The organism is Lactococcus lactis (assembly GCF_029023865.1).
Lineage (GTDB): Bacteria > Bacillota > Bacilli > Lactobacillales > Streptococcaceae > Lactococcus > Lactococcus lactis.
In genome coordinates, this window is sequence record NZ_CP118969.1 from 1,395,467 (window position 1) to 1,419,242 (window position 23,776).

Consider the following 23,776-nt stretch of genomic DNA (forward strand, 5'->3'; position numbering starts at 1 on the left):
AAGAATCAAGACTTAGCTGAGTTTTTATTCTACTAAAAGAATACAAATTTGAATTCTAATTTTTGCCCTCTTTTAAACCCAAAAGAATATAAAAAATGGACAAAGATTACCTTATCCATTTTAGCATTTTTCAACTTTTTTTGTAATCCTCAATTTTCAGGATTCAGATTTTCCGATTTTTAATAAATCAAGACCCAAAGTTAATTCTCTTAAGACCTTTTTAAAAACCTCTACAGAGAAAGAGGGGGATGTTGTCAAAGTTAAGAAAGTTTCTCCCCGATCAGTAATTGTGTAGTCTGTATCATAAAAACCATTCTTTTTATAGAATTTTAGACGTTTTACTCTCTGTTCATAATTATCTGCACTCGGATCAAGTCTCTCAATGTTCAAAGTAATATTTTTATCTGAAAATTTTTCTTTTAAAGTTTCTAAAATCGCTGAACCATAACCTTTAGACTGAACCTGATTATTAACTGCTAAATATAAAACAAAAGTCATCTCTTCATGACTCACAAGGTAAGAAACACCACAAAATTCATCATTTTGATAGTAAGCCCAGAAATGTACATTTTTCTTCAAGGCCCAAAGTTTTAGCAACCAAATTGGATATTGTTCTTCTTTAGGAAAAGAATTTTTAACTAAATCTATGACTTGACGATATTCCGGTAAAGTTTTAGATACATTTTTTATTTCTAAATTCATTATTTCTCCTCTACTTTAAGGGTAATATATCGATTATATCAAAAAAGATTTAGAGGTCATAATGAAGTCCTTTTACTATTAGTATAAAATATCTAATCTAGTCTTATAAGCCAATTCTTTAATGTTTGAAATATTGCTTCTTGCTGTTGAAGATTAGAAATTGACGCCTTTTTATCTCCTTTTTGAAAACCATAGCTCCCAAATCCACTATGGTTTCCACCTTCTATAGTAATATACTTCGTTTGTTGTGGAAGATATTGTTTCGCCTTTTGATATGATGACCAGTTTAGGACCCCATCTTGAGAACCAACTATAGATAATATTCCTCCATTAAAATTAGTTAGACTTCCTTTTTTATCAGGATAACTAGCTAAAAAGAAAACTCCTTTTAATGATGAATCAGATATTCTTTTTTCTGCAAACCGACTTGCAATTACCCCACCTAATGAATGGCCACCGACCACATAATTATTGATTTTATTCGTTTTAATAATTGAGGAAGCTTTATCTGGATTAAACACTGCTAAATTTAAAGGTTCTTTTATTAGATAAACCGTATATCCTGCTTTAGCAAGTTTATTTGCCCAAATACTATAACTCTTATTATCTACTAGAGCCCCCTGATAAAAGATAATGCTTGTTTTTTTAGGACTTCCTTTAAATATAAGGGTATCATTCTGAACTTCAGCTTTTTGTGAAATTTTTAAAGCTTCAGAAGTGGGATGATAGCTATTCGTCTTAAGGTAAAAAAATATAAACGTAGCAATTATCAGTATTACCACTCCCGAAAAGCCTAAAATTTTCTTTAACTTACTTTTTTTCATTCTTACTTCATTCTCCATATTGATATCATAATTATTATAACATGACAACAAAAACTAAAACGATTATATATTTATAATAATAGGATAAATAAACATTTTGCATTAATTTGCATTTTTAGCATATTTTTAATTAAACAATCGCAACTTATTGCTTATTTTCGTGTGCTGTGTTATGATAGTTAAAAAGGAGAGAGAATGTTATTAGAAGAAAGACTATCCCAAATTAGCCAAATCATTGATAAAGAAGGCAGTGCCACAATTGATTTTCTAGCTCAAAAACTTGAAGTTTCAAAAGATACAATTAGGAGAGATTTAATAAAGTTAGAATCCAGAAAAAAATTGCATCGAGTTCACGGTGGAGCAATTCCAATCGGCAAAGAGGCTGAGATTTTGAATTATGAAGAACGCTCAAATATTTCCAGCAGTTTAAAGAAAAAAATAGCAAGTAAAATAAAAAATCTCATAAAAGATCATAGCACTCTTATTTTTGATTCATCAACAACCGTCGAAGCTGCTATAAAACAACTTGATAACTTCTCTATCTCAACCATCACAAACTCCCTCACCAATGCAATATTACTTTCGAAGTATGAGAAGGCAACTGTACAACTTCTTCCCGGAAAATTAAACAAGAATCAACTATTCTTGTACGGCGCGGAAACCGTTGAAAAACTCTCTCAATATCAAGTTGATTTTACAATTTTAGGCGTTTTCGCTCTTTCTAATAATGGTTTATTTATTCATACTGAAGAGGAAGGCCTCGTCAAAAGAAAAATGATTCAACAAGGAAAGCAAGTCATAGCCTTAGCAGATCATACCAAACTTAATAAAGAAGGCTTCTTTAAAATTTGTGATTTAAAAGAAATAGACTATCTCATCACCGATGAAAAAATTGAAGGTGAATTGATGAATAATTTAAATGATAATAATGTGAAAGTGGTGACTATAAATGAATAAAGAAATTGTTTACGAAAAAATAAACGAACCAAAGCTCTTTAATAATGTTCCACCGGTTACACTAACGGACAAAACATTAAAGGACCGAAAAGAAAAGCTTTTATCAATAATGGCTAAAGAACAATACGATGCATTAATTATCTATGCAGACAAAGAACATGGCAGCAATTTTGAATACTTTACTGGATTTATTCCACGTTTTGAGGAAGGATTACTCATTATTGATAAAAATGATAAAGCCACGCTTGTTTTGGGTAATGAGAATTTAAAAATGTCTAAACACTCAAGAATTGAAGCTAACCTTATTCATTACCCTCAATTTTCTTTGCCAAATCAACCCATGGATAACGAAAAAAGTCTAACTCAGATTTTTAAGGAGTTAGAACTTTATAAAAACAAAAAAATTGGCTTGATTGGCTGGAAGATGTTTACAACACAAAATGAAGAGCCTTCAGAATTATTTGATCTTCCCTACTTTATCGTAGACGCAGTAAAGAATTCACTCTCAACAGATACAATTTTAACTAACGCTGCTCAACTCCTCATTGGTCCAAAAGGAATTCGGACGATAAACAATGCAAACGAACTCGCGCATTATGAATATGGAGCAAATCTTGCCTCTCGTTGCATTCTAAATGCCATGAATCAGCTTAAAATAGGAATGAAAGAAAGTGAAATTGGCGCAATACTGTCTGATGAAGGACAAGCCCATTCTGTAATTACAATTGCAGCTTCTGGAGAAAGATTTAAAAAGGCCAACTTCTATCCCACTTATAAAGAAATAGACTTTGGAGAACCAATTTCAATGACAACAGGTTTCAAAGGAGGCTTGTCTAGTCGAACTGGTTTTTTAATCAATGAAGAAAAAGAATTGCCAGATAATCAAAAACATTATATTACTGATCTTGTCATTCCTTATTATAAAGGAGTCGTTTCTTGGCTAGAAAATATTTCCATCGGAATGTTAGGAAATGATTTCTATAAAATGATTGATGAAAATTTGCCAAAAGCAAAGTATAATTGGCATTTAAATCCAGGGCACTATGTCGCTGATGAAGAATGGATGGCCTCTCCTTTCTATAAAAATTCAAAAGTGAAAATTGCTAGTGGAATGATTTTTCAAATTGATATTATTCCATCTGTAGAAGGTTTAGCAGGCGTAAGTGCTGAAGAATGCGTAGCTGTTGCTGATCAGTCACTTAAAAATGAACTTAAAAATGAATATCCCGAACTATGGCAAAGAATTATAACACGAAGAAACTACCTCATAAATGAATTAAACATCAATTTAAGTCCAGATGTGCTTCCTTTATCAAATACAGTGGGATACCTAAGACCTTTCCTCTTAGAAAAGTCGAAAGCCTTGAAAGTCAAATAAAGTTAATACTTATAAAAAAGAAGAAGAATTCTATCCGGCAGAATTCTTCTTTCTTTTTTTTAATATGTTTGAATATTTACGTAGACAAATAACTACTACTACTAATGTGCAATCATTTCTTGAGCAATCTCAAAGCCCGTCAACTTTTTCGGATAATAAGTTGGCCAATTTTCTAATTCAGCCAAAACTTTTTCTTGGCTCTCTCCACCATGGAAAATATGAAAATGACTTGTCTTTACAGGACTAATATTATGATCACTAAATTGAACATATTTAAATTCACCAGCTTTGGGATCACTTGATTCAAATAAATACCGAACCCCACGGTTTCCTTTACTATAGTTTAGAATTTTGAAACCTTTATATTGATATGTATAGCTCTCTTTTACTCCATTTTTAATGAAACTCATCGTTTTATCATCTATTAAAATTTGGTCAACATCCGTTTTATAACCCTTTGTGTAATAATCCTTATAGTCAGCAGCTGACATTTCCTTATTAATTTTTGATTTAAGCTCAAACACTTGGTCTAATGCTCCTTTTTCCAAGAGAGGATAGACTGATTGCCAATTTCCACTATAATCACTTAAGGAACGGTTTTTCACATCAGCATCAGAAAAATAACCATTGGCAACCGTTTTTACTTCTTTACTTTTCTCTTCTGCTTGAATGTCTTTTCCTTCAGTTTCTGTTGTTTTCTTAAGTGCTATTAAATTTTGTTCCATAACTTTGATATAATTCCCGCCTTCTGAAAGTTCTTTCTTCGTCAAACTTTCTAATGGATTAAGCACCTCAACGTTTACTTTTGCTTCTTTGGCGAGTGTTTTGGCAAATTTATCATTAGCATTTTTTTCAAAATAAATATACTGAATACTATTAGCTTCAACATATTTTTTTAATTCCCCCAATCTTTTAGCCGAAGGCTCTTTGTCAGGATTTAAACCTGCAATAGACACTTGATTAAGACCATAGTCCAATGCTAAATAGCGGAAAGCCGCATGTTGAGTCACAAAATTTTTCTGCTTAGCATCTTTTAGTTCTTCGCTGTATTTTTGATCAAGTTTACTTAATTTTTTAATATATTTTTCAGCATTTTCACTGAAAAGATTAGCTTGTTTAGGATAGAGTTTCTTTAATTGAGCTTCAATTGTCTTTACTTCTTTAATCGCCATCTTTGGTGAAAGCCAAGTATGTGGGTCATACTCATGATGGTGATCACTTTCATTTTCTGAGTGCTCATGCTCATCATCAGAACCTGGAAGTAAAACAATTTCTCTTGTTCCTTCGATAATCTTGGGCGATTTTTCTCCCAAAGTATTTTTCAACTTTCTTACCCAAGTTTCCATATTATCATTATGATAAACAAAAAGATCTGATTGATTAATTTTCAACATATCTTTTGCTGAAGGCTCATAATCATGAGGCTCTGTACCTGCTGGTACTAATAGTGATACTTCTCCAGCCTCACCCACAACATTCTTTGTGAATTCATAAACGGGATAAAAAGTGGTAACAACTGATAGTTTTGAACTGACATTTTTTTCATTTTCTTTTGAATTTGTATTCTGACAAGCAGCTAAAAATATTAAAGCCACTAATCCTAAACATACACTAATAATCCGTTTTTTCTTATACTTGATTAAGTTCACTCTTAAAATCCTCCTAAAAATAATCATCTTTACTCATTTACTCCAGAGATAAATACCAAACCAGTTAGTAGTTGATTAACCGGTTAACTTTATAGTCAAAAAAATATTTAATTTCTATTAAATTTCACTTTTCAAAAGACACCTCCTTATATAGTTAACCAGTTAAGTATATCTAAAGTTTTGTAATTTGTCAACCGGTTAAGTAATTTCTGTTTACTAAAAAAAGACTTAATTACAAAGACTTTTTAGATTATTCATTTAATTTCCTCATTGACCTGAAAGCACCTTTTTCAAATTTTCATTGATTACAGAGGTGTCTTCAGGATGTTGATTGACTAATTCATTAGATTTAAAGATTGCGGCAGATTCAGGTGATTGAACTGCCTGTTTGATATGAGGACCACTTATCGAATTAACGTAATCTAATTCATCTTGCCACGCTTTTTTTAATTGAATATAGTATATATTTTCTGAGCTTTGTTGCCTACTACTGCTACTAAGTTTTGTTGAACTAACTTGTTTTGTTTGACTTTCTTTTGAAGACTCTCTTATCAATTTTGTCGAACTTTGACTACTATCTTTTGATGAACTATTGGTCTTACTGCAAGCCGTAACTGTAAAAAGTATGAGTAGTGAAAGTATACCAATAAAAAATTTTTTCATTCATCCTTCTCCTATAAATATTTTATTAATTTTTATCTTCCTTAAGTCCTAAAGGTTTCTCCATATTCGTATCAGGTAACAATTTTGCAAGCTCAAATCCTGTATTAATTTTTGAATAAATGGAACAGACTACAAAGATATTTTTGTTAGAAAATTTGACCATTTTTGATTGACCTGATAAGGCTGGAATGTGATGGTGGCCATGAATTGCTCCAATAATATTAAAATCTTCGAATAAACTTAATATCCCCCTATGAGCACATTTATAAGATTTGTTATAGGAGCTGCTCTTTGGTGAAAGCATACTTAATTCATTAAATAATGGCGCGTGAGAAACAACTACTGTTGGAATTTGTTTATCTTGAGCAAGAAGTCTTTTCAGTTCAATAGCAATAAAATTTTGCAGTTCTTTCTTTCGCTTTACAAGAGCCACTGGTATGGTTAAGCCAATATAACGCACTCCCTCATAAATCACCGATTCATTATTTAATATCTTCATTTTGGGATAATTTTGCGCTAACTCCTCTTTTATGAGTTCGTAAAAGGAATTATCCCCTATTGGTAATTTTGGCCATGCCTGATCTGGGTTTAAAACTAAATCCTTAAACCATTCTTTTTCTCTAAAATCATCCCATTGACTTTTAGAAAAAACTTTTTGGTCTGAAAGAATTTCTGATAACTCATGATTTCCAATAACATAAATACCTTGTATTTTTGAATCTGAAACTACAGAATCAGAGATATTTCCTACTAAAATATTGAAGTTAGGATTAGAGAAAGGAAGTTTTCCATCCTGACTATCAATATCTGAAATAACATTAATTTTATTATTATTTTCAGTAGAATGAACATTTTCAAAGTACTGCTCAAGGTCTTTAGGATTTTGACTATGTGCAACATAATTTTTCCGTAAATTCCTCAATTGATTACCCACATTTGATTTCAGTAGTGGTTTGGTCACCACTTCTTTAATAGGTTCAGCAATTTGAATGTTTTCAATTTCTACTTTAAGTGGGGCAGGAAGATTTTCTAAACCAACTTTCAAATCTGACTGACATGAAAGTGCTAAATTCTTGCTTTGGTCAAGATAAACATTTTCTTTTGGTTGTTCATGGGCAGAATCAAGCAAATGAACATTTTTACCATCCGTTGAAATCGGTAAATTCTGCGTCACTTCAACAACAAATTTCAAGTATTCGGCTAAATAAGGCGAAATTCCAGTTTTTCTATTTTCACTGTGTAAAAATTTTCCAGCCAGATTAGCAGAAAGAGGGCCCGTTTCATCATGTTGCATCATCCTTCCAAAGACTTGCATTTCAAACAAAGGGTCCATAAAAATTTGTTGATAAGCCTGCTTTACTTCATTGGAATCAAGTGCAACTCTTTGTCCTGTTAATTGAAAAATAGATAAAGCCAAATATTTTTTTAGATTATTTTCATGACTTTCAATATATTTTCTTGTTTCATTCGGATGCAAGATTGCTTCAATAGAGGCTTTCTGTATATAATTTCTTCCTGTATCATAAGGAATGGCAGAGTAGATTAAATCCCCCTTTCTCTCAATTGCTAATGATTTGTGATTTAAATTATAAACTAATTGAAAATACTGGCTCTGATAAATAACTTTATTGACTGAACGACGACGATTTTCTGGATAAAGTTCAAATCGACCTTCTAATAAATTTTGACTGATTTCAAGATTATTTTTTATAATTTCTATCGCAGTTTCTACGGTTTTTTTTCGCTCTTTAGAAATTTCATTTTTAGCCTTCAAGTCATCTAAACCCTTCTATTTTTTAACTAACCTTAATAAATTTAACTCTTTAACATCAGTAAAATTTTATTAGATTTAATTAAAGATTATGTCCTGTTTTTATCTAAATCCATTATATCAGATAAACTATTTAAATATGCTTGTAAAATCAATCGTATAAACTAAAAAATAGCTAGTATATCATACTAGCTATTTTTCTAAAATCATCGATAAATCTCCCGACCTTTTTCATCTGGGATACCCGACATTCGATAAAAATAAGTATTAACTTGATCTCGCCAATTTCTGGCATTTTCTAATTGTAGCTTCAAGCGTTCGAGCACATTCTTAAATGTTAGCTCATCAATTTCTCCAATCAATGTCTGCCAACTTTTAAGATAAGACTCTACTCGCTCAAAGCCTTCAAAATGCTGGTCATAAATGGTCTGAATCAATGTTTTTCCACTTTTTAAAAGTTGCCCATATTCGACATAATGGAAAAAAAGTAGAATTTCATCTGGAGTTTTACTTTTATCCTCAAAAATTTTGGCTACTTCTGAGTCATAAAGACTAGCATAGCCAGTTCCTGTCGCACTTGTTCGATCTATTCCAAGACCATTGCGGTCAGCAAAATGATAGGCTCCCCAACGATCATATTCATAACCATTGATGGAAGGGCCATAGTGATAATGAGGAACCATCATTGAACCCACACCAAGTGGTGCATTGTAGAGTTCATATGTTTGATTAGAATCAATCATGAGCTCAAAAATCTCTTTTCCTACCTCTTCTTTTACCTCTGGAAAAGTCAACGCAATCCATTCTTGCAAAATCTTAGCTGCTGTTAAATCATTGGCCCAACCCATTCGACCAAAACCATAAAAATTTGCTTGGGCTAGCTTGTTTCCGCACCAATTTTCATCCATTCCCACGTTACCAATGGCAACAAAACCTGAGTTTGTCGCTATAGGAGAGTTTACTCTGATTGTGTCCTTTGGCTGACCATAGTTATCAAAATGAATCATTTCCAACCATTGAGGAAGAACATAGTTCAAGTCAATTTGATGTCCTAAATACTCGGCCGTGATTTGAAATTCCATTAATTGATTAGTCTTTTTAAGTGCCCCAAACAAGGGCATCAAAGGTTCTCTCACTCCAAAATCAATAGGGCCAAATTTAATTTGTAAAATCACATTGTTTGCAAAATCACCATCAAGGGGCATAAAGTTTTCATAAGCTGCCTTAGCTCGATCATTCTTACGATTCCGCCAGTCCGTTTGCGAATTATATACAAAAGTTCGCCAAATAACAAGTCCTCCATATTTTTCAAAAAGCTTAGCAAGCATATTGGCTCCGTCCGCATGATTTCGACCATATTGATAAGGACCAGGTTCACCCTCAGAGTCTGCTTTAACAACAAAACCACCAAAATCAGGAATGACATTATAGATATGGTCAATAGTTTGTTGCCACCATGAAGACACTTTTTCATCCAAGGGATCTGACGTTTCTACTCCACCAATTAATTTTGGTGCTGCCCAATTAATGGCTAAGAAGGTCTTGAGACCAAAAGTCGCAAAAAGACTAGCAATCTCACCTACTTTTTCAATGTAAGGCGAGATAATCAGGTTTGTTCCCAAAGCTCTAACATTCACATTATTTAGTGAAATTGCGTTAATTCCAATGGAAGCAAGAAAGCGAGCGTACATTTCTAAGCGCGTGAAATCATTACGAAAAATATCTGTTCCAATGTCTTTGACAGCAAAGGATCCTGTGTCTGTGTTATCATTTGAACCGAAGCGACCAAAGAAAATAGACTCACCAGCATAACCACGCTCAATAGTACCATCCACTTGGTCCCAGTGATTTATCATCCGCAAAGCTTGATTAGGTGCTGATTTTTCAGATAATTTGGCCCCTGTTAGTTTTATACGCAAATAAGCATAAAATCCATAAAGCAAACCAACTGACGAAGCACCAATAATCTCATTTTCTCTGATTTCATAAGCTTCTAAATTATCATCCAGATCACTTTTTACTGACAAGACCACTGTTGCTTCTGACTTTTCTCCTGTCAGTTGACAACCTAACCATTCACTGATTTCTGAGCGCAAACGAAGCGTGATTTTATCTTCAACTGTCACATCAACATAAAAAATCTCCTCGGCCAGTCGTTCTTTCAAGACTGAAGACTTCAGCCACATTTCATCAATCGTCATTTTCTCCCTTTCTTATTTAAACTTATGGTCAACTACCATTAAAACCGACTTTTGCTCGCTTATCCCTTGAGTAATAGATATAAGCTTCATCATTAAGTTGAGCCCCTAAAAGTTCAGGAATCGATTTAAAAGTAAACTCTTCTTCTTGTAGATAATCTAAAATAGAGGACAAAGCAAAAACATCAGCTTCTTGAAAATCATGCATCAAGACAATATCGCCATCTTTAGCATTATGGATAGCTTCAAAACATTTAGCCGGATCACCATGATTCCAACTCATTGTATCCAAAGACCAACAGATTAACGGACGATTAATGAGAGATAAAGTATGAGCATCACAATCCCCAAATGGTGGACGAACAAAATCAAAAGTCATACCTGTCAGTCGGTAAAAGAGGTCATCTGTCCTTTTTATCTCAGACAAAACTTCTTCTTCCGATAAATCAGTCAAATGAGGATGACTATATGTGTGATTTCCAAAAGTAAAAAGATCATTTTCTACCGCTGCTTTCATAATTTCAGGATAATCTACCATATGCTCACCCCAGATCATGAAAGTTGCTGGAATCTGTCGCTTTATGAGTTCGTCATGCACCCAGAGCGTCCTTGCTCCCCAAGGTCCATCATCAAAAGTTAAGGCAATTTCTTTTGTCACTCTTTTCTCCTTTCATGACCATTCTTTTTGATAATATCCAGATAAAGCAAGAAGAGCAAAAAAGTAAAGCAGATTATCATAATAACGATACTTCCCTCTTCTAACTTTCAAATTCCAGAAGTATTTGAGATATTTCAAAGCTAAAGCGGAATCAAAATCATTGGTGACAAGTGAGGCTTGAGCTAAAGTTGACCAAAGACCAATCGGATGATGAACTTTTAGCGGTGGAAAGCCTTCCGCGGTCTGTTCTTCTTTCCTTAAAGGCTGACCATCAATTTTAAAAACATGAATTTCTTCATCATTTTCAAGATAAGGCTCAAAGAATTTTTGGATATTTACGGCAATCTGACTTTGTCCAATCTCTTCGTGCTCCCAAAGCCAATCCAAGCCAATATTGGCAACCGTCCGATAAGCATCACTATAGAAGGTCCAATGCCCATCAATATCATAAGGTTGTCCTTCATAATCCGCATATTCTGGTGTCAATCCAGTCTTAGTATTTGCTGATTTGAGCCAAAACTTACGAGCTTCCTCTTCAGCTCTTAGAAAGAAGGCCGAATCTTCTGGATTGCCATATTTGGCATAAAGTTGATAGAAATGTGGTAAATGATAAGAAGGGTCAGTCATATGAAGATGAGCCACAAACTTAATATAAGTATTTTCTGGTTCAAACATAGGATAGCCATCTTGATTTTCCCCTTTATGAACCATCGCATGAAGTAAAGCTCTCGCTTCATCCCCATATTCTTTGATTTTCCATCTCTTTTCAGCCAGTAATAATGCTGCCGCAAAATATTCTTCCCCATCTGGAGCCGGACCGTCACTATTAGCTTGACCATTAGGTGAACAAGACCAGATAAAATATCCCTCGTTTTCATGACCTTTAGGTACTGTCATATAGGTTTTCACCCACTTCCATAACTGAGAAAATATTTTTGGTTTGTCCAACTGCAAAGCAATCATCATCCCATAAGACATCCCTTCGGTTCTGACATCATCATTGCCCGTATCAACAATATATGTCATATCCCCTTCTTCAAAATAAATACGTTCAGGAGAATCTTGTCCAAAGAGCGTTTCAAAGACATGCTCTAGTTTCTTGTCAATTTCTTCTTTTGGTGCAACTTTTAGTAATAAGTTTTCCATGTTACCCCTTAACACCTCCTGCATTTCCACCAGCTATAATAAAGCGTGAAAGAAGTAAGTAAGCGAGAATAGTAGGCGCAATTGCAATCGAAACGCCGACATATACCGCTCCCCATTCTACGACATGACCGCCACCACCATTTGCGGTTAATACCTGTATTTGCATAGGTAAAGTATATAGTTTTTGATTAGTAATCAAAATTAATGGCATCATAAAGTTATTCCAAGAGAAAATAAAGCCAAAAATACCCATTGTTGCTAAACCCGGTTTCATCATTGGAAGCATAATTCTATGGAAAATTTTCAACTCGCTGGCACCATCTAATCTGGCTGAATCAGCATAGTCTTTGTTATAAACAGTACTCATATATTCACAAAGGAAAAAGATGGATGCTGGCGCACATATTGCAGGTAAAATTAATGGAATATAATTATCAAGTAAATTTAACTGAATCATGAATTTATAAAAACCAATCATTGAAACTTGCCCCGGTATCATAATCAAAGCAATTATAAAACCATAGATTATTTTCTTTCCTTTAAAATCATAAGCCGTTAGTGCATAAGCTGATAAAGCTGAAAAATAAATAGAAATAGCTGTGGACGTAATGGAAATAAAAGCTGAATTTCCCATTCCTTGCCACATATTCATCCCATAACCTTTTAATATTTGTAAATTATGAGCCAAAGAACTTCCAGGTAAAAGCGATACACCTGAGGTAATTTGAACTAGAGAGCGCGTGGAATTCACTAACATATAAATAAATGGAATTAAACTTAATAAAGTCAGTATTCCAAAAAAGATGTAAATCAATGTTCGACGTACTCTTAATTGCTTACTCATACTTTTAGGTTCCATTATTCTTCACCTCCAATATTTACTCTTTCTCTAAATCCACGGAACATAAGAATAGAAACAACAGCGGAAATAATCAATAAAAGTACAGAGGCTGCTGAAGCTAAGCCATAATTACGATAAGCAAAGGCTTGATTATAAATAAAGATGGACAGAGTATAAACTCCATTTTGTGGGCCACCTTGGGTCATAATAAAAGGAATATCAAAGACCTGCAAACCACCAATAAAGCTAGTAACAAAGGTATAAAGTACAATGGGTCTCAGTAAAGGCAAAGTAATTCGTCTAAATATTTGACCATCACTAGCTCCATCAATTCGAGCTGCTTCAAAGAGTCCCTCATCTATTGATGTAATCCCTGCAATATAAACAATCGAGGTTTGACCATACCATATCCAAAATTGAATGAAGATTACAATCCCTCTTGTCCCCCAAACCGATTGAAAGAAATTAAAAGGATGATTAATGAGATGCAGATTTTGTAAGAGTAGATTTGCAAGACCTGTTGGATAGCCAAATATCCCACCAAATAAGGCTGCAATAGAAGCTGCCATTATCATGTTTGGTAAATAAAATACTGTTTTAAAAAAGCCACTTCCTTTTAAATTTAGTTTTCTATTCGTCCACCAAGCTGCTAAAATTAAAGCTAAAAGCACTTGTGGAATAAAAGTAAAAATCCAAAGCATTACTGAGTTACCCAATGCTTTCATAAAAAGTGGAGTGCTTGTCAGTAATGTTATAAAGTTCTGTAAGCCAACATTAGTTGCATCTGAAAAAGATTGCCAACCATTCATACTGGTAAAACTAATCGCAATTGAATAAATCATTGGATAAAGTGTAAAAAGTAAAAATCCCACAAAAAATGGAATTAAGAAATAATAACCAAAACGATTATATTTCTCAAAATTTGATTTTTTCTTTCGAACACTTTTTTTAGTGTTTTCCATTTTATCTCCTTACTATAAAAAGAGAAGCAAACATAGTCCTTGCTTCTCTTATGTTTTCTAAATGTACTTATTTCACTTCAATATTAGGATAAGCAGACTTAACATCTGACTTGAATGTATCGAGTGCTTTAGATTTAGTGACTTTTCCTGTAGCATAAGGGTTAACAACGTCATTAATCCAAATTGATTGGATACTTTGGTCATATTGTGTTTGATTTTTACCATTAATGGTATCTGCAACTTTTGACCAAACAGGATAAGGATTTTGTCCACCAATCAAACTGACCTTGGCATCTTTACCTTGTTCTTTATTAATTGCTTTCACTGAGCCAAAGTCATTTTGTGTTTTGACATCCCATGTTTGGAATTCTTTGTTTGTTCCCATATAAACAGCGAGTGCTGAAGCTGCATCAGCATTTTTAGAACCTTGAACTCCTGCAAGCCAAGTTCCACCCCATGAATAAGACACCGGCCCTTCTGTCACGCGCCATGCTCCAGCTGTATCTTTAGCATAGTTTTTCAACCAATAAAAGAGCCCCCAAGATGGCATTGCATAAGCCCCAATCTTGTTAGATGAAATTCCACCATACCAGTCAGGAGTTTGAGGTGTTGTATTTTGACACCAACCTTCTGAAACAGCTTCTTTCATCAAATCTAATGAATCAGTCATTGAACTATCAATTTTAAGTTTATTATCAATCACCCAACCATCTTTTCTTGCACCAATAACTGGATTATAAATTTCTTCAAGTGAGCTAAAAAGATAAGCTTGTCCACCAGATTTTTCTTTGATTGTTTCGCCAGTCTTCTTAATTGCATCCCAACTAGACAAAGCTTTCTGAGCAGAAGCTACGTCATTTGGAGCAATACCTAAATATTTTTGGAAAACATTAGTATTATAGTAGTAAGCCCCCGGAGCTGCTTGGTAAGAAACTGCTACTTGTTTTCCTTTGCTATCTTTCCCCATATCAAGCGTATATTGGTAATTCCCCTTGGCGGCTGAAGCAACTCCGTAATCTCCAAGATTTGTTAATTTACCTGATTGAACATATTTTTCAACAAAACCTGCATCTAACGCCACCATATCTGGCGCTTTATCTGTTCCCAAAACAGAGTCTAGTTTTGTTTGAAAGTTAGCATAGGGAACAACAACTTGTTTGATGGTAAGGTTTGGTTTTTCCTTTTTTAATTCATCAATCTGTGGTTGCATCGTAGTAAATGACCATAATGTAATAGTTTGTTTTTTGTTCAAACCAGCATTACTGGCAGATTTTTTTGAACTACTCGTACTTGAGCCACAAGCAACTAAGGTTACCGTTGCAAGTAAAGCAACAGAGCCAAGGCAAATCTTTTTCCAATTTTTTGCGAGATTCATTTTGTTTTTCTCCTATTATGAGTTTTTTATTGAATATTTAATTCAAAGGGGGAGGCTGGATATCCCTCTTCATTCCAAATAAATGCTTGCGGAGCATTGCTCCAGTTGTAACTGATTTTCGTATCGGGTTGAAGTGATAGGTCAGCAGGGAGCTCCAAAATGATTTGCTCCCCAACTTGACGGTAAGTTTTTACTTTATAACTATGTCCTCCTTGATAAAGTTCAAAATTTTTATTTTTCTCAACGCTAAACCTTTTCCCGAAAGTATCAAATGAAAGGATAATAACATTCTTTTTGGCCTGTATAGCCTCTTTAGCAAGAGGACCTATACAATAACCATTTGGGAATAATTTAACATTGTGATAAGCGTTTAATAGTTTATGAGCGACATCTTTTTTATTTAAAGGGTGGAGGTCATCATCTTCTCCATCTCCGATTGTCACGACCATGGCTGTTCGTGATATTTTTAACCCCTCTTTTTGTTCTTCACGAAGTCTTGCCCAATCTGCATCTTTTTCAGTATCACAATTTGGTAATTGGACATAAAGAAAAGGTAAATTTGGTTGCTTAAAAAGTTTTCGCCAACTTTCGATTAATTCGCGAAAACGTGGGCCATAATTTTTCGGACTACCTGCATCACTTTCACCCTGATACCAGATAATAGCTGCAAACTTTAACTTTTGCAAAGTTGCTATCATACCATTGTATAAACCAGTTGGTTCATAATTAATAAAGTATGCTTTATGACGTTCGGGCAATGTACTGCTTCGCCTAATTTTCCAGCCATGATTTAAATCTAAACGATTCTCTCCAACTAAGAGAATATGAGGCTTACTATGAGTTATTCCACCAGGAGCATTATAAATTTTAAGGCGAATTGCAATCGTAAAACTTTTTCTTAACTTAGATATTTTGTAATTTCTAGGTGGATACTTGTAGTCAGTATTGCCTATTTTCTTTCCATTGACATAGATAACATCAGCATCGGTCATTGTTCCAAAGCGCAACTCCCCCTCCTTTCCAATAAATCTATCTGGAATTTGAAGTCTTTTTCTTAACCAAAGTGTACCTGGAAAAGTATATTTTTCATTCCAAGTATCACTTAATGAAATCTCAGACCAGTTCATATCAACTAAGTTAGGGACTTGCCAAGATTTATGTAAACCTTCATCTGTTTCTTCGCAAAGTTTTTGATAATTGTCTTGATAGATCTTATCAAGATTTTGAATTTCTTTTAGATATTCTTTATTTTTTAAAGCATTATAGGCTGGTGGAAGAGAATTAAATTTGGTTAAAGACTCTTTACTCAACCAAGCGTTAAGCGGTGTCCCACCAACTGCTGTTGTAATCAAGCCTATTGGTATGCCATCTTCTGAAAATTTTTCTTTAGCAAAAAAATAACCTATCCCTGACAAATTCTTTAATTCTTCGACAATTGCTCTTTTCCATTGTCCTGATGTTAATTCTGTTTTAATGTTATTGAAAGAAGGCTCTTGTGGCACCTCAAAATAACGAAGCAAAGGATTTCTGGCTTGTTCTATCTCATCAGGATAGCGTGTTTTGAGACGTTTCATCCAAAGTTGCATATTGGATTGACCTCCAAGCAGGAAAACATCGCCAAAACAAATATCTTTAAGAACAATTTTTGCATCAGCTGTTGAGATTTTAAAGTCAATGCTCTCACTTACTTCGTGTGCTGGAAGAATAATATCGAAATAACCTTTTTCATCAGATTTAGTTTTTAAAATTATCTCTTCATACGACAAAGTGACTTCTTGTCCTGAAATCGCATAACCCCAAAAATGATTCTTTTGGTTTCTTTGTATGATTGCACCATCTCTTAGAAGATATGGAATAAAGATAGATGATTTCATGGTTTATCTCTTTCGTTTATTACAAAACTTATATACAAGTTTTTATCTAAAAATAAATATAGCGCTTTCACAGTTTGTTTTTCTGATTTTTCTTACGATGTGAACTGGGAGATGTTGTGTTTGGGGTTTTTAGTAAAAGGAACATGAAAAATAAAAAAAGGACAAAAGAATTATTTCTCCTGTCCTTTTTCGTATTTATTCTTTTTATGATAATCGACTTTTTATTTCATGCATCCAGTTAGGGAGGGCTTTCCCTAACTCAATAATGTGTTTTAGGCGACCTTTATTCTCTTTATTTAGAGCAATTTCATGATTGACGCTATTATTTATTTCTTCAATGTAAGGAATGATTTCAGGCTGACTATCTGAATACAAATTAACAGACCTATTAAGAGTGACCATATCCAGAATTCCCCAATAATCTGCGAATTTTTCTATCTCTACTTGGAGTTTCTCTTTTTTCCAGTTATCGAACGCCTCATCAAAGTTGATTCTTGAAGATAGATGTCCTTTAAAGAGCTCATCTTCTACAAACTCACGGAGTAAATCAGCAGTTACTGCCTCCCCCATGTTACTAAGTTCTTGAATCTGCTCATAAATAATCCGTTTTGTTTCCTCATCAACTGTCTGAATTCCATCTGTAGAACCTACTCTTGCACCGATTAAACTTAAGATATGAGCCGCATCAATCACTTGAGTATTGGTCAGCTTTGTCTTACCTTGAAGTTGTTTTATGGGCTGAGGTCCGGATCCTGGTCCTTCTGGTCTAGGAAAAAGGTTCTTATAGGAACCGATATACTGAAGCCAAGTATGCTCAGTCATGCCAAAAGTTTCATCATTCCACCGATATTCATAATATTGTTGCACTAAATTCATCTGGTCGCTTGCTGCAAAGAAGGCGATCTTAAACTCTTCTTTCTTATCGTCATCATCTTTTATTTCAGTCCACTCCGATGGTTTTGACAAGGTCAATACCAACTCACCGAGCAAGTTCTTCAACTTACTCACTGCAATCTCATAATGGTCAACGATTACCCGACTGCTTTTTCCGCCACTGCCATAAAGTTTTAGGGCATCATTTACAATCTCTTCGGTGATCCTTGGATACTGGAAGTTAATAATCGTTCCGAATTCCTTAGTTGCTCCAAATACTCGGTTCGTTCTCGAGTAAGCTTGAATCAGTCCTTGCAGCATCAAAGGACGATCTACATATAATGTATTCAAGCGTTTAGAGTCATAGCCCGTTAAAAGCTGGTCTGCTACAATTACGAGGTCAATATTCTTAGGATTTCGTCCGCTCCCGCCACGTGTTGCACGCTCAACTACATCTTCAAAGTAGGCATCTTCTCCATGTTTCTTGTCACCAGCTATATATTCAATACCCGTATATTGGCTATAATCCTTAAACATCATCGCCGCTTCTTTCGGTGCTGGATTTTCTGGATCATTTTCGTTGCCAAAGCTGAAAGTCATGGCAATATTAAGACTTTCATCACGCTCAATCAATTGTTTTTTAAATTCTTTATAATAGGCAATGACACGCTTTTTACGAGCAACCGTTAAAATGGCATTAAATTCTCGATTTTGGGATTGACTTTCCCAATTCTCCAAAATCTCTGTCACTACACGTGGAATATGCGTTTCATCTTGATAGATCAAGACTTCCTGCTTAGCTGCTTCTTTTTCCACTTCTAGCTCGGACATCACTGCATATTTACGTTCAAGCTCTTTTTTATTGACATCTGGATTTTCTATTAAAGCTTTATCCTGCAATTCTTCACGCAAATCTTCATAACTCTTGAATTCACCCGTATTGATGTAATCCACATGGAATCCTAAGACGTTCCCATCAGAAATCGCTTGGTCTATCGTATATTGATGAAGTTCAGGCCCAAATAGTTTTTCAGTCGTATTGATGAGTTCACTCTTTTTATTGATTTTGCCTTTGACCTTATTTTCATCAAAGAGGGGTGTCCCTGTGAAGCCATAGAACAAACCATTTTTTCTGAAATAGTCTTTGATATTTCCCATCATTTGTCCCATGGTTGTACGGTGGGCTTCATCGATGATAAAAACAAAGCGTTTCTCTGAAAGACTATAGTCTTGATTCTTTTTCAGATCATCAATCAGATTATTCAGCTTAAAAGTAGTTGTTACGACAATGCCATTTTTCACATTCCCGAGTTTCTTCTTCAATTGATAAGTTGAGCGGGTATCATCGACATCTATCGGTTCATAGGAAGCGTATGCTTTGAAATTTTCCCCTGTACGACTATCTAACTCTCTTCTGTCAACGAGGAAAATCACTTTATCAAAACCCGCTCTTGTAGATAGGAATAGAGCTGTCTTAAAGCTGGTGATTGTTTTCCCTGAGCCAGTGGTGTGCCAAACAAAGCCGCCATACGGAATCTTTTCATCATTATCCCAACCAAAGGCTACCCCTTCTATGGATTGAAGAGCATAAACCTGATAAGGGCGCATGAGCATATGCCTGCGATTCTCTTCTTCTTTGGCTTCATCAATCACCAAGTAATCGCCCACCATTTGGTGTGCCATTGGAATCATCAAAAAGTGTTCTATTACCTTTTTCCAGTCATTGATGCGCTTATTATCTCTGTCTGACCAGTGAAATACAAAGGCAGGATTGAAGTCACTAACTGTTTTTGGTGTGGCAAAGTAGCGCGTTTCGATTTCTGTCGTAACCACCATCATCTGCGAAAAGGCCATGAAGTTATTGGAATATTCGCCATCACGGTAATAACGCTGGAACTGTCCAAAAGCTTCATCAATCGACTTGTCTGTCCGCTTTTGCTCGATATTTATCAGTGGCAAGCCATTGATTAAAAGCACAATGTCAAAGCGGTTGCCATTAGGCGTCTCCACTTCACTCGCCACCTGATAGCTTGATTCTCCGCCACGCACTTCGGCTTTTTTAAAGATGGTTAACGTGATTTGCTTGCGAGTGACTTGCGGATGGCTATCTCGATAAATTCCGTCAATCTTACCTTTTCCTTCCTCCATCGCCAGCACTTTAGCTGCCTCGTAGGAGTTGCTAATTTGCCCAACTTTTGACAGCACTTGAGCAAACTCCCCATCTGTCAAGGGAATCCCCTCAAGCTGGTCATTATTCAGACGATTGAGCTCACTTCGCCAGTTATCAATGAGGCTTTGAACGGTAACTTTTTGTTTATTCCCATTCAAAAAGTCAGGTGTTTGCCATTTAAACTTTGCCAGTTCAGCTACAAAGTTCTCTTGATAGGCTTTTTCACTTGCATCTTTAGGTGCATTACTCACAGCTTACGCTCCTTTCCTAAATAAACATCTCATTGAGGTATGCTTTTTTAATGTTTTGTAGTTTTTCCAGCTTCTGTTGTTGAAAAGTGATGGTTTGGTCGAGGCTACTAAAGAATTCTCCGATATGCTTTTGCTCCGTTAGAACTGGAAAATAAAACGATAACTTTGAAAACTCTGTTTTATTTATAATCTGCATTGTTCCAGAAGCTGCTATCGACTGCATTTTCTTTGACCATAATTCTGACTGAGTTAATAGAAAATATGAATCATTATTCTCGTTTGGACTTAAGGAATTAATCTGTTGATTAAATGCCGAATCTTCTAGTATTAAGGCATTTTTTCCTATACTTGCAATACAAGTTGCTAAAATTGAACCTTTTGGTACTACTCTTGCTTTTTTAATTCCTAATTTTGATAACTTTTTAGCAGTAGTTCTTATTATGTTCCCGTCAATATCAGTAGGAGTTACCCATAACAAACCATCATCTTCATAGTTTTGAGAATTTGAAGTTGGAGGTGTGTTTCCAGTATTTATCTGACCAACTTCCCCCAACTCACGCTGTTCCCATGCGTCAGAATTTTGGAACTCCTTGAAGCGTCTTTTCGGTACTAATTTTTTATTTTTGCTCATTGAATCACCACCAATTCACTCGCAAGTGCTTCAAAAGCTTTTTCTAGCTCTGAAACTTGTGCATCAATTTCATTGAATGTTTGAGTATAACGATTTTCAAGAAGGGCAATCGTTGAAAGCTCTGCGCGCAAAGGTTTTTCAACTAGCCCTACAAGAGCATCTACTGTACCCGCAAACCACTTCTCAAAAACCAGCATATCAATCTCTTCATTTGTCAGATTTTCAATCTTAGATTCAACCGCTTCTTTGAGTTGTTTTTCTTTTTCTTTGATGGACTTATTCGTTGAACTTTTATCCGTCAGAAGTTTTTCAACACGTTTTAGCCACTCAAATTCAGATGTTCCTTTTTCTGCTATTTTCAGCTCAGCCTTGATCATTTTAGCTTCAAAAGCATCCTGTGGCTCGTCATCCTCATTTTTCTTGAGCGATTCGTAAAGGGCCTCATATTCTTCAGAATTCTCGACTTTGGCAGCTTCTACAAGCTCAGACAATTCGCTGTCGATTTCTTGAGCTTTGTTTTTCAACGCTTCGATTTCTTCTTGCTCTGAAGCAAAGAGACGTTTGGCTATCAATTCATTTGGCACAAGCATACCAATCCAGCCATCTTGCTCTTGACGTTTATTCTTGCCTGACCCTTTTGTCACCATATTTGGCTCACGCGTACGGCCAATGGTATAAAAATCACTTGCTGCAATCAATTCACTGTCTTTAGTCAGACTGTCTTTCCAGATTTCAGCCACGATTTGGTAAGCACTATATGCGTCTACAAATTCAATACTGGAAACCTCTGTCTTTATCTCAGAAAGCATTTCTGACATGAGACTCGTCAAATCATTATCAGGATTGACCTGACGGAGAATATCCCAATACTTAGCAACAAAACTTTCAGCAATCTTTCTCAACTCATCATTCTTTGCCAAAACTTGTGGGGCATTGATAACTTCTTCTGTCAGTTGCTCCATGCTCTTATTTAGCATCAGGTAGCCCTCGCGCAATACTTCAAATGATGAGTTTATCACTTCGGGAACACTCTTATTTAATACCAACAGTTCATCGATGTTGGACTTAGGAATTCCACCATATAGATGCGCATCTACATCTTGAGCAATCTCATCATTATCAGCTGCCACGTATCTTGGGATGTTCATATTCCACTCGTTAGCAATAATTTCCTCATGAGTCGCTAGGTGGCTATAGCCTTCAATCTCATCACGTGATGAATAAGTATCTACGATTTTGGCAATATCTTTTTCTTGTAGAACGTTTTGCTTGCCAACTTTGACAAAACCACGAGATGCATCAATGATTAAAACGGGTTCTCCAACTGGACGATTTTTCTTCAAAACCATCACGATGACTGGAATACCCGTATTGGTAAACATTCCGCTCGGCAAGCCAATGATGGTATCAATTTGATTTTTCTCTAAAAGTCTTTGACGAATATCACCTTCTGAGCCACCTCTAAAAAGCACACCATGAGGCAAGACAATCGCCATTGTACCATTTGTTCCCAAGTGGAAAAGGCCATGCAAAAGAAAGGCAAAGTCTCCCTTAGAATCAGGCGGTAATGTCCCTGCAATCTCAAAGCGAGGGTCACTAACTTTTAAGCCAGCTTTATTCCAATCCTTGAGTGAGTATGGTGGGTTATAACAACCGCATCAAACTGTACCCCAACATTTGCTTGACTCGGATCTTCAGGCCAGTCATGAGATAGAGTATCCGCATTTCTTACCGTCATCTTTTCTGGACGTACCCCATGTAAGAGCAAGTTCATACGTGTCAGGTTATAAGTGGCTGTATTTTTTTCTTGACCATAGTAAGATAAATCTTTTTGCACTTCTTTGCTCAGATGTTTTCCCACAGTTAATAAAAGTGAACCAGAACCAACGGTTGGGTCATAGATAGATTGGATATTTGAGTTCTTAGCTGCAATTTGCGCCATTATTTCTGAAACTTGTCTTGGCGTATAGAATTCTCCGGCCTTTTTCCCTGATTCCATGGCAAACTGACCAATCAGATATTCGTATGCATCACCGAGCACATCGCTCTTTTGCAAAGCAACCATATCAAGGTCAGCAAATAGATTGATTAAGGCTTTAATACTTTTGTTACGCTCATTTAAGTTGCTACCCAAAGCAGTATCAGTCAAGTCTAAAGTCGAACTTGAGAAAAGACCTTTAAAATCATCGGAGTCACCTGTTACGGCAATAGTCTTTTCGAAATTATTTAAACTATCCGTTACTTTTTGAACTTCAAAATCTCCTGTGTTGATATCTTTTATCCATTTTTGATACAAGTATTCGGGTGCTACAAAGTAGCCCAAGGCCTGTTGAATCATCTTATCCAGTTCTTCCCCTAACTCTTCACGATTTTGGGTGTACTCTTCGACTAACTCTGATTCTGATATTCTGCCTAAGCCCGCAGTATTTCTAAATGTCTCTAAGGTTTTATCACTTAAAAATTTGTAAAACATTAAGCCAAGCATATAGTCTTTGTAACGACTGGCATCCATTGAGCCACGAAGTTCCGTCGCTCCGTCCCATAGTCTGCTTTTAATTTCTCCTGATGTAATCACGCTTATTCCCCCAGTTGAGTTGAATCTTCTTTTTTGCTACTTTCTACTTCACAAATATCTTCTATCTTACATTTCAATGCATCACAAATCTTAGATAATGTTTCTGTTGTCACCGACTCACCTTTATTTAGTTTATTCACGGTGTATTGGCTAATCCCAGCAAGTTCAGCTAACTGCTTTTTGCTAAGTTCCCTATCTATCAACAGCTTCCAAAGTCTTTTATAAGAAAAAGTCATAACTGCATTCCTTTCAGTTCTTTGTAAATGAATCTTTTAAAA

18 protein-coding genes and 1 pseudogene are annotated in these 23,776 nt (G+C 35.3%); 2 read left to right on the top strand and 17 right to left on the bottom strand.

The window, feature by feature from the left end:
* Positions 1-156: 156 nt before the first annotated feature.
* Together PYW37_RS06915 and PYW37_RS06920 are read right to left on the bottom strand one after the other, a co-directional pair.
* Complete coding sequence (locus PYW37_RS06915) at positions 157-702, bottom strand: GNAT family N-acetyltransferase (protein ID WP_017864553.1); 546 nt, start codon at positions 700-702, stop codon at positions 157-159.
* A gap of 92 nt (positions 703-794) precedes the next feature.
* Entirely contained in the window at positions 795-1,544 is a 750-nt protein-coding gene (locus PYW37_RS06920) for an alpha/beta hydrolase (RefSeq protein WP_074453812.1), read from the bottom strand.
* 177 nt (positions 1,545-1,721) lie between these two features.
* On the opposite strand from PYW37_RS06920, the gene PYW37_RS06925 reads away from it, so the two are divergent.
* Positions 1,722-2,483, top strand: coding sequence for a DeoR/GlpR family DNA-binding transcription regulator (locus PYW37_RS06925; protein WP_012897898.1), 762 nt, complete (start codon positions 1,722-1,724; stop codon positions 2,481-2,483).
* Positions 2,476-3,861, top strand: a complete 1,386-nt coding sequence (locus PYW37_RS06930) for a M24 family metallopeptidase (RefSeq protein ID WP_021722852.1) — start codon at positions 2,476-2,478, stop codon at positions 3,859-3,861. The genes PYW37_RS06925 and PYW37_RS06930 overlap by 8 nt, the downstream gene beginning before the upstream one ends.
* Before the next feature lie 101 nt (positions 3,862-3,962).
* Here PYW37_RS06930 and PYW37_RS06935 read toward each other — a convergent pair whose 3' ends face one another.
* The 15 genes and pseudogenes from PYW37_RS06935 to PYW37_RS07005 form a co-directional block, all read right to left on the bottom strand.
* A complete protein-coding gene (locus PYW37_RS06935; RefSeq protein ID WP_025016809.1) occupies positions 3,963-5,537 on the bottom strand; it encodes a metal ABC transporter solute-binding protein, Zn/Mn family in 1,575 nt (524 codons plus the stop codon).
* 240 nt (positions 5,538-5,777) lie between these two features.
* Positions 5,778-6,173 (bottom strand): hypothetical protein, encoded by a 396-nt coding sequence (locus tag PYW37_RS06940; protein ID WP_023189192.1) that lies wholly within the window; start codon positions 6,171-6,173, stop codon positions 5,778-5,780.
* Positions 6,174-6,198: 25 nt separating this feature from the next.
* On the bottom strand, positions 6,199-7,947 hold the full coding sequence (locus PYW37_RS06945) for a metallophosphoesterase (RefSeq protein ID WP_025016810.1): 1,749 nt from the start codon (positions 7,945-7,947) through the stop codon (positions 6,199-6,201).
* Positions 7,948-8,150: 203 nt separating this feature from the next.
* Complete coding sequence (locus PYW37_RS06950) at positions 8,151-10,145, bottom strand: alpha-glucuronidase (RefSeq protein WP_023189190.1); 1,995 nt, start codon at positions 10,143-10,145, stop codon at positions 8,151-8,153.
* A 28-nt stretch (positions 10,146-10,173) separates the two neighbouring features.
* The gene (locus tag PYW37_RS06955) at positions 10,174-10,800 is read right to left on the bottom strand and encodes a polysaccharide deacetylase family protein (protein WP_025016811.1); all 627 of its coding nucleotides are present in this window, start codon (positions 10,798-10,800) and stop codon (positions 10,174-10,176) included.
* 12 nt (positions 10,801-10,812) lie between these two features.
* Positions 10,813-11,946, bottom strand: coding sequence for a family 8 glycosyl hydrolase (locus tag PYW37_RS06960; RefSeq protein WP_025016812.1), 1,134 nt, complete (start codon positions 11,944-11,946; stop codon positions 10,813-10,815).
* A gap of 1 nt (position 11,947) precedes the next feature.
* A complete protein-coding gene (locus PYW37_RS06965) occupies positions 11,948-12,790 on the bottom strand; it encodes a carbohydrate ABC transporter permease (RefSeq protein WP_032944550.1) in 843 nt (280 codons plus the stop codon).
* A gap of 14 nt (positions 12,791-12,804) precedes the next feature.
* Entirely contained in the window at positions 12,805-13,749 is a 945-nt protein-coding gene (locus PYW37_RS06970) for a carbohydrate ABC transporter permease (protein WP_044009662.1), read from the bottom strand.
* Positions 13,750-13,816: 67 nt separating this feature from the next.
* Positions 13,817-15,124: an ABC transporter substrate-binding protein gene (locus tag PYW37_RS06975; RefSeq protein WP_025016813.1), complete on the bottom strand. Its 1,308-nt coding sequence runs from the start codon at positions 15,122-15,124 to the stop codon at positions 13,817-13,819.
* Positions 15,125-15,150: 26 nt separating this feature from the next.
* Positions 15,151-16,998: a sialate O-acetylesterase gene (locus tag PYW37_RS06980; protein ID WP_044009661.1), complete on the bottom strand. Its 1,848-nt coding sequence runs from the start codon at positions 16,996-16,998 to the stop codon at positions 15,151-15,153.
* Between the two features lie 204 nt (positions 16,999-17,202).
* Complete coding sequence (locus PYW37_RS06985) at positions 17,203-20,292, bottom strand: HsdR family type I site-specific deoxyribonuclease (protein ID WP_025016814.1); 3,090 nt, start codon at positions 20,290-20,292, stop codon at positions 17,203-17,205.
* 16 nt (positions 20,293-20,308) lie between these two features.
* Positions 20,309-20,923 (bottom strand): restriction endonuclease subunit S, encoded by a 615-nt coding sequence (locus tag PYW37_RS06990; protein ID WP_023189182.1) that lies wholly within the window; start codon positions 20,921-20,923, stop codon positions 20,309-20,311.
* A pseudogene (locus tag PYW37_RS06995) lies at positions 20,920-22,509 on the bottom strand (N-6 DNA methylase); the annotation flags it as partial. The pseudogene PYW37_RS06995 and the gene PYW37_RS06990, both read right to left, overlap by 4 nt.
* Positions 22,510-22,526: 17 nt before the next feature.
* Complete coding sequence (locus PYW37_RS07000; RefSeq protein WP_023189180.1) at positions 22,527-23,498, bottom strand: N-6 DNA methylase; 972 nt, start codon at positions 23,496-23,498, stop codon at positions 22,527-22,529.
* Between the two features lie 2 nt (positions 23,499-23,500).
* Positions 23,501-23,734 carry a helix-turn-helix domain-containing protein gene (locus PYW37_RS07005; RefSeq protein ID WP_023189179.1) on the bottom strand — a complete coding sequence of 78 codons (234 nt, stop codon included), beginning with the start codon at positions 23,732-23,734 and terminating at the stop codon, positions 23,501-23,503.
* Between the last annotated feature and the right edge of the window lie 42 nt (positions 23,735-23,776).

Excerpts from the sequence above, each read along its gene's own strand:
- PYW37_RS06915 (WP_017864553.1), bottom strand. The coding sequence starts at position 702 with ATGAATTTAGAAATAAAAAATGTATCTAAAACTTTACCGGAATATCGT.
- PYW37_RS06920 (WP_074453812.1), bottom strand. The coding sequence starts at position 1,544 with ATGGAGAATGAAGTAAGAATGAAAAAAAGTAAGTTAAAGAAAATTTTA.
- PYW37_RS06925 (WP_012897898.1), top strand. The coding sequence starts at position 1,722 with ATGTTATTAGAAGAAAGACTATCCCAAATTAGCCAAATCATTGATAAA.
- PYW37_RS06930 (WP_021722852.1), top strand. The coding sequence starts at position 2,476 with ATGAATAAAGAAATTGTTTACGAAAAAATAAACGAACCAAAGCTCTTT.
- PYW37_RS06935 (WP_025016809.1), bottom strand. The coding sequence starts at position 5,537 with ATGATTATTTTTAGGAGGATTTTAAGAGTGAACTTAATCAAGTATAAG.
- PYW37_RS06940 (WP_023189192.1), bottom strand. The coding sequence starts at position 6,173 with ATGAAAAAATTTTTTATTGGTATACTTTCACTACTCATACTTTTTACA.
- PYW37_RS06950 (WP_023189190.1), bottom strand. The coding sequence starts at position 10,145 with ATGACGATTGATGAAATGTGGCTGAAGTCTTCAGTCTTGAAAGAACGA.
- PYW37_RS06960 (WP_025016812.1), bottom strand. The coding sequence starts at position 11,946 with ATGGAAAACTTATTACTAAAAGTTGCACCAAAAGAAGAAATTGACAAG.
- PYW37_RS06965 (WP_032944550.1), bottom strand. The coding sequence starts at position 12,790 with ATGAGTAAGCAATTAAGAGTACGTCGAACATTGATTTACATCTTTTTT.
- PYW37_RS06970 (WP_044009662.1), bottom strand. The coding sequence starts at position 13,749 with ATGGAAAACACTAAAAAAAGTGTTCGAAAGAAAAAATCAAATTTTGAG.
- PYW37_RS06975 (WP_025016813.1), bottom strand. The coding sequence starts at position 15,124 with ATGAATCTCGCAAAAAATTGGAAAAAGATTTGCCTTGGCTCTGTTGCT.
- PYW37_RS06980 (WP_044009661.1), bottom strand. The coding sequence starts at position 16,998 with ATGAAATCATCTATCTTTATTCCATATCTTCTAAGAGATGGTGCAATC.
- PYW37_RS06990 (WP_023189182.1), bottom strand. The coding sequence starts at position 20,923 with ATGAGCAAAAATAAAAAATTAGTACCGAAAAGACGCTTCAAGGAGTTC.
- PYW37_RS07005 (WP_023189179.1), bottom strand. The coding sequence starts at position 23,734 with ATGACTTTTTCTTATAAAAGACTTTGGAAGCTGTTGATAGATAGGGAA.